This window comes from Bradyrhizobium sp. (assembly GCF_017881085.1).
In the GTDB taxonomy this organism is placed as follows: domain Bacteria; phylum Pseudomonadota; class Alphaproteobacteria; order Rhizobiales; family Xanthobacteraceae; genus Bradyrhizobium.
Window position 1 is genome coordinate 1 of the sequence record NZ_JADGRI010000368.1, and the last position, 4,909, is coordinate 4,909.

Here is a 4,909-nt window from a genome sequence, read left to right on the forward strand (position 1 = left end):
AGGGCATCGACGACATCGGATGAAATCTCGGTCAGGTTTCCGATTTCGCTGCCGATCTTGTCGGTGGCCTGCCTGGCCTGGTTGGCGAGATTCTTGACCTCCGCGGCAACCACGGCGAAACCGCGGCCCGCTTCGCCGGCGCGCGCGGATTCGATGGTGGCGTTGAGCGCCAGGAGGTTGATCTGGCCGGTGATATCGGCGATCAACTGCACGATGCTGCTCATCGATCCGGCCGCCGTGCTGAGACGTTGCGCCTGCTGATCGGCGGCTTCCACCCGCTCGACCGCATCGGTCGCGGTGTCCTTTGATCTCACCATCGCCTGGGAGATTTCGCGCACCGATGCGTTCAGTTCCTCGGCACCCGCCGCGACCTGCTCCATCATGCTACGCACGGCTTCGCTCTTCTTGCGCGCGATCACCTGCGCGGTGGTGTCGGTGGCATATTTCACCACCTTGTAAGGCCTGCCGTTCAGGTCCCGGATCGGGTTGTAGGAGGCCTGGATCCAGACCTCCTTGCCGCCCCTGCCGATTCGACGGTACTCGGCCGACTGAAATTCGCCACGGTTGAGGCTCGCCCAGAACGCGCGATAGGGCTCGCTAGTGCGCTCGTCAGGCGGCACGAACATGCTGTGATGCTTGCCCTGGATCTCGGCGAGCGAATAGCCGAGCGTGTCCAGGAAGTTCTTGTTGGCATTGAGCACCATGCCGTCCATGCTGAACTCGATCACCGCCTGCGACTTGCCGATCGCCTCGATCTGGCCTTCGAAATTCGCATTCCTGAGCTTCTGTTCGGTGACATCGCTGGCGAACTTCACAACCTTGAACGGCTTTCCGGCATCGTCGAGGATCGGATTGTAGGAAGCGAGGATCCACACCTCCTTGCCGCCCTTGCCGAAGCGCTTGTATTCCCCGGTCTGAAATTCGCCGCGGTTGAGGCTTGCCCAGAATTCGCGATAGGCGTCGCTGTTGCGCTCGTCGGGCGCCACGAACATGCCGTGGTGCTTGCCCTGGATTTCGGCGAGCGGGTAACCGAGCGCTTTCAGGAAAGCGTCGTTGGCCGTGATGATGGTGCCATCGAGGTTGAACTCGATCACCGCCTGCGCGCGGCCGATGGCCGCGATCTTGCCGGCGTCCTCCATGCTGCGCATCTTTTTCGCGGTGATGTCGCTGGCAAACTTGATCACCCTGCACGGCTTGCCGCTGCGGTCGAGAATCGGATTGTAGGAGGCCTGAATCCAGACCTCCTTGCCGCCCTTGCCGAGGCGCTTGTATTCCCCCGACTGAAATTCGCCGCGGGCGAGATCGGCCCAGAACTTGCGGTATTCGGCGCTGTCCCGCACCTCAGGCGCGACGAACATCGCGTGATGCTTGCCCTTGATTTCCTCGAGCCGATACCCGAGCGCGTCGAGGAAATTCTGGTTGGCGGTGATGATCGTCCCGTCCGTCTCGAACTCGATCACGGCCTGCGATTTGCTGATTGCCGCGGCCTGCGCGACGGCATTCAACGAGGCTCGGCTATTGCGCCATTGCAACATCTGATGACTTCCTGGGAATGATGGGGGGATGAAGATCGAAGCGTTTCTATTGTCGGTTTGATCGTGGATATCTTCTCTCAGCCGCGCTACAAATCTCATGGATCAATTTTGCAGCTTTGTGCCAACATTTGCTTAACCCATGCAGTGCCAAGGGAATCGGCTTGGCGCTCCGGCTATGTTGGAAGAGTTACGCCTGTGCCGCAGGCGTTTTCGAGTTGCCTAACGACACGGCAAATGCGAGAGCATTCGACAAGGTACATCCGAGAGTCGAAAGTCGCGCCGATTGGAATTCGCGAACAGGCATCCGCGAATAACCTGTGGGTGGCACGCACCGTTCGCGGCATGCCATGATAGAGAGAAATCATGCTGATCCTCGCCATCGACACCGCGCTGGATGCCTGCGCCGCGGGCGTTCTCGACACCGAAGCCGGCGTGTTGGTGGCGCAGGAATCGCAAGCCATGAAGCGCGGTCATGCCGAAGCGCTGATGCCGCTGATCGCGCGGGTCATGAAAGCCTCGGGCATTGCCTTTTCAGGCCTCGACCGCATCGCGGTGACCACCGGTCCCGGCAGTTTCACCGGCTTGCGGGTCGGACTTTCCGCCGCGCGCGGCATTGCCCTGGCCGCCGACAAGCCGGTGGTCGGCGTTACTACCCTGACGGCCTATGCCGCCCCCATCGTCAGCCGGAACGCCGAACATCCGGTGATCTCGGCGATCGATGCCCGGCATGACCATGTGTATTTCCAGGCGGTCGCCGGCGACGGAAGTTCGTTGATTCGGCCGCAGGTCGGACCGATCGAGGAGGCGCTTGGCGCATCAAGGTTCGGCGCAGCACATCTGGTGGGCAACGCCGCCAGGATGCTCGCCGACCGCTGGCCCGCGGATGCGCCGCCGCCGTTCAAGGTCGATCCGCAGGCCGCGCCCGACATCGCCTGGGTGGCCTGGCTGGGGGCCGCGGTCTCCCCGAATACCGCGCCCGCCCGCCCGTTCTATCTGCGCGCGCCCGACGCCAAACCGCAAAAAGACCCGCTGCAAAAAGCCTCGCAGCCCTCCTCGCCATGATGGCGTGGCTGTCCGAATGGTGGGGCGGCGGCACAGCTTTGGTCGAGCCGGCGACCCTGCGCGACGCGCCCCGGCTGGCGCACTTGCACGGCGAGTCGTTTCACCGGGGCTGGGGCGAAGCCGAATTCGAGGCCATGCTGACCGAACGCAACACGCTGGTGCATCGCCTGAGAATCGGCCGCAAGATCATAGGTTTCGCCGTGTCGCGGCTGGCGGCGGACGAGGCCGAGATACTTTCGATCGCGCTCGCCGCGAGCCATCGCGGCCGCGGCCTGTCCCGCAGCCTGCTGCTGACCCATCTCGGCCATCTCGCCGGCCGCGGCGTGCGCGCCGTATTCCTCGAGGTCGAGGAAAATAATCAGCCGGCGCGGCGGCTTTACGAGCGGTCCGGATTTACCGTCGTCGGCCGCCGCGAACGCTACTACCGGCAGGCGAACGGGGAACAATTGAACGCCCTGCTGATGCGCCGCGACTTGTCGTGACGCCCCGGCGGTGGCACAAGGGGGGCACCGAGCGCGATCAGCAGAAAACGGGTCCGGTTTGCGTCGGATCAAAGTTCCGGACGATTAAGTGGCGCATAAGGCTCCGGCCAGCCCGCCGAAACCTCAAGCCCAAGGGCCTGAGGACATGTTTTGGCGGATTCATGCGCTGTTACCCAAGGCAAAACCCATGACCGCACTGAAATCCAGCCCCGCGCTCAAGGCCACCGGCATCGAAGCCCGTTGCGCCGCCACCGGCATGCGCATGACCGAGCAGCGCCGCGTCATCGCGCGCGTGCTGGCGGAAGCGGCCGACCATCCCGACGTGGAAGAACTGTATCGCCGCTGCGTCGCGGTCGACGACAAGATCTCGATCTCGACGGTGTACCGGACGGTGAAACTGTTCGAGGATGCCGGCATCATCGAGCGCCACGACTTCCGCGAGGGCCGCGCCCGCTACGAGCAGATGCGCGACAGCCACCACGATCATCTGATCAACTTGCGCGACGGCAAGGTGATCGAATTCACCAACGAGGAAATCGAGAAGCTGCAGGCCGAAATCGCCCGCAAGCTCGGCTACAAGCTGGTCGACCACCGGCTGGAACTGTACTGCGTCCCGCTTGAAGACGACAAATCCTGAGCGCGTGAAGACTTCGAACTTGCAAGGCGTGGATTCACAAGGCTTGAATTCACACGTCGATCTCGTGATCTTCGATTGCGACGGCGTCCTGGTCGACAGCGAAGTCATTTCCTGCCGCGCGCATGCACAAACCCTGACGCGGCACGGCTACCCGATCACGGCCGATCAGGTGCTCGAGCGCTTTCTCGGCGTGTCGGATCGCGAAGCGCGGCAAACAATTGAAACCGAGATCGGCCGCCAGCTGCCGGACGATTTTGAATCTAAGGTCAAACAGGCCACCCTGCAATTCTATGCCGGCGATCTCAGGGCGATTTCCCATGTCGGCGAGGCGATCGCCGCCATCGGCCTGCCCAAATGCGTGGCCTCGAGCGGCACCCCCGAAAAGATCCGCCACGGGCTGAGCTGCGCCGGCCTCTATGATCGTCTCGCGCCCCACATTTTCTCCGCCACGCAGGTCGCGCGCGGCAAGCCTGCGCCGGACCTGTTCCTGTTCGCGGCCGGGCAGATGCAGGTATCGCCTGGGCGATGCCTGGTGATCGAAGACAGCGTGCCCGGCATCACCGGCGCGCGGGCCGCCGGGATGACCGTACTCGGCTTTCACGGCGGCAGCCATTGCCGGCCGGGTCATGCCGATATGCTGCGCGCCGCAGGCGCCCTCATGACGTTCGACGATATGCGGCAATTGCCAGGGCTGATCGCGCGGATTGGGGCAAGGGCGGCAGTGGACTAACGGATGGTCCGAGGACCAGACCCCAGACGTGCTATTGCACATCGGACAATCTCGAGATTCCGGGTTCGATGCCGGCGCATCGCCCCGGAATGACGCCACCAAACGCTGGATTTCCGCTCCTTTAGCCTATATCTCAGCCCCGTGCCGCATTGGCGCCGTTTCCTCACATCATTCAGGTTCCATGAAGCCGCCGCGCAAGCTGCATATCAAGTCCTATGGTTGTCAGATGAACGTCTACGATGCGCAGCGCATGGTGGACACGCTGGCGCCGGAGGGCTTTGTCGAGACTGCGAGCGTCCATGACGCCGATCTGGTGATCCTCAACACCTGTCACATCCGCGAAAAGGCCTCCGAGAAGGTCTACTCGGAGCTGGGGCGGCTGCGCGTCGCCAAGGACGAAGCCGCGCGCAATGGCCGGACCATGAACATCGCGGTGGCCGGCTGCGTCGCGCAGGCCGAGGGC

The 4,909-nt window shown here is 63.2% G+C and carries 5 protein-coding genes and 1 pseudogene; 5 read left to right on the plus strand and 1 reads right to left on the minus strand.

Going from position 1 to position 4,909, the window contains the following annotated elements; all coding sequences use genetic code 11:
• Positions 1–1,535: PAS domain-containing methyl-accepting chemotaxis protein (locus QZ213_RS24625; RefSeq protein ID WP_291688681.1), on the minus strand; the 1,535-nt coding region annotated here is incomplete at its 3' end.
• Between the two features lie 363 nt (positions 1,536–1,898).
• On the opposite strand from QZ213_RS24625, the gene tsaB reads away from it, so the two are divergent.
• The 5 genes and pseudogenes from tsaB to QZ213_RS24650 form a co-directional block, all read left to right on the plus strand.
• On the plus strand, positions 1,899–2,597 hold the full coding sequence (gene tsaB / locus QZ213_RS24630) for a tRNA (adenosine(37)-N6)-threonylcarbamoyltransferase complex dimerization subunit type 1 TsaB (protein ID WP_291688682.1): 699 nt from the start codon (positions 1,899–1,901) through the stop codon (positions 2,595–2,597).
• Positions 2,594–3,079: a ribosomal protein S18-alanine N-acetyltransferase gene (gene rimI / locus QZ213_RS24635; RefSeq protein ID WP_291688683.1), complete on the plus strand. Its 486-nt coding sequence runs from the start codon at positions 2,594–2,596 to the stop codon at positions 3,077–3,079. The genes tsaB and rimI overlap by 4 nt, the downstream gene beginning before the upstream one ends.
• Before the next feature lie 187 nt (positions 3,080–3,266).
• Positions 3,267–3,716 (plus strand): Fur family transcriptional regulator, encoded by a 450-nt coding sequence (locus tag QZ213_RS24640; RefSeq protein WP_291688684.1) that lies wholly within the window; start codon positions 3,267–3,269, stop codon positions 3,714–3,716.
• A 43-nt stretch (positions 3,717–3,759) separates the two neighbouring features.
• Positions 3,760–4,446: an HAD family hydrolase gene (locus QZ213_RS24645; protein WP_291688685.1), complete on the plus strand. Its 687-nt coding sequence runs from the start codon at positions 3,760–3,762 to the stop codon at positions 4,444–4,446.
• Between the two features lie 181 nt (positions 4,447–4,627).
• Positions 4,628–4,909: pseudogene (locus QZ213_RS24650) on the plus strand (tRNA (N6-isopentenyl adenosine(37)-C2)-methylthiotransferase MiaB); the annotation flags it as partial.

What these genes read in the sequence shown, in the direction of transcription:
- tsaB (WP_291688682.1), top strand. Translation starts at nt 1,899, where the DNA reads ATGCTGATCCTCGCCATCGACACCGCGCTGGATGCCTGCGCCGCGGGC.
- rimI (WP_291688683.1), top strand. Translation starts at nt 2,594, where the DNA reads ATGATGGCGTGGCTGTCCGAATGGTGGGGCGGCGGCACAGCTTTGGTC.
- QZ213_RS24640 (WP_291688684.1), top strand. Translation starts at nt 3,267, where the DNA reads ATGACCGCACTGAAATCCAGCCCCGCGCTCAAGGCCACCGGCATCGAA.